Genomic DNA, 3,109 nt, shown 5'->3' with positions numbered 1-3,109 from the left:
CCTCGACATGGAGACCCGCATCCATGACCTCTTCGACGCCCTCAACGGTGACGCCCTGCGTTTCCAGGAGGCCTACTACGCCGAACGCCGCTACCTGAACCAGCTGGATGACGGCCGCCGCGCCGGCTACGAGGAGACCCTCACCGCCCCGGCCGCCTGAGACCCGAACCCCGCAGCCATCCGCGGACCGGGGCCGGTGGTCCGCCCCCACTAACCGGCTCTCCAACCGTTGTTCTGCCTAGATTTTGCTTGGACGCAGGCTTGCCATGGCTCCCTATCCGGCCTTTCCCGTCCCCGCTGATGAGGACCAGCGGCTCCGCGACCTGGAGCGCTACGGGCTGTTCGAGTCCGACAGCGACGAGCACTTCGACCGCATCCTGGACCTGGCCGCCGCCATCTTCCGGACGCCCGTCGTCGCCATCTCCCTGGTGGAGGCCGATCGGCAGTGGTTTCTCGCCAAGCGGGGCCTCGACGTGCGCGAAACCCCCCGTGAGATGGCCTTCTGCGCCCACGCCATCGTCCACGACGAGGTGATGGTGGTGCCCGATGCCCGCGCCGACGAACGGTTCCGCAGCAATCCCCTGGTCTTCGCCGATCCCCATATCCGCTTCTATGCCGGCGCGCCGCTGCAGACGCCGGAGGGCCACAACCTCGGCACCCTCTGCGTCATCGACCGGGAGCCCCGGGAGCTCAGTGCCGAGCAGCGCGCCCTCCTGCACCGCCTGGCCCAGCTGGCCATGCGTGAGCTGGAACTGCGGCGCCTCTCCCACCTCTGCCCCGTCACCGGCCTGCCCACCCGCCACACCTTCCTGACCATCGGCGAGCGGGAGTTCGCCCGCGCCCGCCGCGATCACCATCCCCTGTCGCTGCTGCTCTTCGATGTCGACAATCTGCGGCTGATCAACAACCGCTGGGGCCACCCCGCCGGCGACCGGGTGCTGGCCGATCTGGTCCAGCTGGCCCGCACCTTCCTGCAGGAGCAGGACTTCGCCGCCCGCCTGGGGGATGGGGAGTTCGCCCTGCTGCTGGTGGGCATCGCCCCGGACCAGGCGATGGCCCTGGCCGAGGCCCTCCGCACCGCCGTCACCCACATGCCCGGCGTGCACACCCATTCCGACTTCCGCCTGCACATCAGTGGCGGGCTCACCGCCCTGGCCCCCCAGGACCAGGCCTTCCCTGACCTGATCCTGCGGGCCGAGCGGGCCCTTGAGCTGGCCAAGGGCAACGGCCGCGACCAGATCGCCAGCCTCTTCGACGGCCCCTGAAGGCCTCAGGCCCGCACCACCGGCACATCGCTCAGGCGGGTGGTGGCCGCCCGGGACAGGCGTGAGCGGCGCATCGTCCAGCGGGGCCGCAGGCCGCAGGCGGCCCACTGCACCGTGCCGCTGCCGTAGCGGCGGTTGAGGCCGTCGACGGCGGCCATCAGGGCCTCGCGCCGCCGCTGCTGCTCCGGCGGCAGCGGCACCAGCAGATGGTGCTGCAGCAGCGCCACCGGCTGCAGATCCTGCAGCAGCACCCCCGCCTTCTGCAGCGGCTTGTGGGGCCGGAACAGCCGCTCGGCCAGGGGCAGGGCGGCGGCGAGCAGCACGGCGGTGTCGTTGCTGGGCAGGGGCAGGGCGACGGTGGCGGCGTTGGCGTAGAAGCGGGTGCCGTTGAAGGGGCTGCTGCGCACGAACACCGTGACGCTGCCCGCCCGCTGACCCTGGCGGCGCAGCTTCTCGCCGGCCCGGCTGAGGTAGGTGGCGATCGCCTGCCGCAGGCCCTCGAGGCTGGTGACCGGCTCGCTGAAGCTGCGGCTGACGCAGGTTTCCTGCTTCGCCGGCGGCACCGCCACCAGGGGCAGGCAGCTGTGGCCGCGCAGCTCCTGCTGCAGACGCACCCCCACGACACCGCAGCGGTGCCGCAGCTCCCCGCTCGGCCTGTCGCGCAGGGCCCGGGCGTTGGCAATGCCCCGCAGCCGGCACCAGCGGGACAGCTTGCGGCCGATGCCCCAGACGTCCTCGATGGCGATGGCCTCCAGCCAGGGGCCCGGATCCCCCGCCTGGCCCAGGTCGAAGACGCCGCCATGGGAGGGGTCGCGCTTGGCGATGCGGTTGGCGATCTTGGCCAGCACCTTGGTGGGGGCGATGCCCACCGCCACCGGCAGGCCCAGCTGGCGGCGCACCTGGTGGCGCAGGTCCCGCCCCCAGGCGCTGAGGTCGCCGTCGCCGGCCGGGCGGTGCAGGCGGCCAAAGGCCTCGTCGATGGAATAGACCTCCAGCTCCTCCACCCAGGGCTCGAGGCTGGCCATCAGCCGCTGGCTCATGTCGGCGTAGAGGCCGTAGTTGGAACTGCGCACCACCACACCGCGGCGTTCCAGGTCGTGGCGCACCTGGAACCAGGGGGTGCCCATGGGAATGCCCATGGCGCGGGCCTCGGCGCTGCGGGAGACGATGCAGCCGTCGTTGTTGGAGAGCACCACCAGGGGCTTGCCGATCACGGCGGGATCGAGGGCCGCCTCGCAGGAGGCGTAGAAGTTGTTGCCGTCGATCAGGACTATGGCCTGGGCCATCGACCTCCCGGCAGCGAACGGATCACGTGCAGGGCCACGCCCCAGAGGCGGTCGTCGTCGCTGCCGCCGAGGGCCAGGGGTGGGTAGGCGGGGTTGGCCGCCTCCAGCCACCAGCGCGGCCCCCGCCGCACCAGGCGCTTCAGGGTGAACCCCCCCTCCAGCAGGGCCACCACGATGCGCCCGGAGCGGGGAGCGACCTCCCGATCCACGACGAGCAGGTCGCCGTGGCGGATGCCGGCACCGACCATCGAATCGCCACAGACGCGCAGCAGCAGGGTGCGCTCGGGGTGGAGGTTCAGCTGGGTGTTGAGGTCGACGCCCGGGCCGGGATCGGGAAGGCGGGGATCGGGGTGGCGGGGATCGGGCACGGGCCCCGGGCGACAGACCTCACCTTAGTACGGATGTACTGGTCAGTCTCCGTCCTCGAGCAGCAGCTGCTGGAAGGCGGTGTAGAGCTCCCGTTCGCTGTCGTCGGCCGGGGGCCGCCGGTTCGCCCCGGTGCGGGGGGTCGGGGTGCGACGCCGGCTGGCGGCCCCGGGGGAGGCGCCAGTGCTGCTC

4 protein-coding genes are annotated in these 3,109 nt (G+C 72.1%); 2 read left to right on the top strand and 2 right to left on the bottom strand.

Features of this window, described 5'->3' with window-relative positions; all coding sequences use genetic code 11:
- The first annotated feature begins 7 nt into the window (after positions 1–7).
- Together VB737_RS16000 and VB737_RS15995 are read left to right on the top strand one after the other, a co-directional pair.
- Positions 8–160: a hypothetical protein gene (locus tag VB737_RS16000; protein ID WP_500314415.1), complete on the top strand. Its 153-nt coding sequence runs from the start codon at positions 8–10 to the stop codon at positions 158–160.
- A gap of 106 nt (positions 161–266) precedes the next feature.
- Positions 267–1,265, top strand: a complete 999-nt coding sequence (locus VB737_RS15995) for a GGDEF domain-containing protein (RefSeq protein WP_500314413.1) — start codon at positions 267–269, stop codon at positions 1,263–1,265.
- A gap of 5 nt (positions 1,266–1,270) precedes the next feature.
- Here VB737_RS15995 and VB737_RS15990 read toward each other — a convergent pair whose 3' ends face one another.
- The gene (locus VB737_RS15990) at positions 1,271–2,551 is read right to left on the bottom strand and encodes a Y-family DNA polymerase (RefSeq protein WP_500314411.1); all 1,281 of its coding nucleotides are present in this window, start codon (positions 2,549–2,551) and stop codon (positions 1,271–1,273) included.
- Entirely contained in the window at positions 2,536–2,919 is a 384-nt protein-coding gene (locus VB737_RS15985) for a LexA family protein (protein ID WP_500314409.1), read from the bottom strand. The genes VB737_RS15990 and VB737_RS15985 overlap by 16 nt, the downstream gene beginning before the upstream one ends.
- Between the last annotated feature and the right edge of the window lie 190 nt (positions 2,920–3,109).

The organism is Synechococcus sp. BA-120 BA3, from assembly GCF_034931285.1.
Lineage (GTDB): Bacteria > Cyanobacteriota > Cyanobacteriia > PCC-6307 > Cyanobiaceae > Cyanobium.
This window is presented reverse-complemented; position numbering and strand designations above follow the sequence as displayed.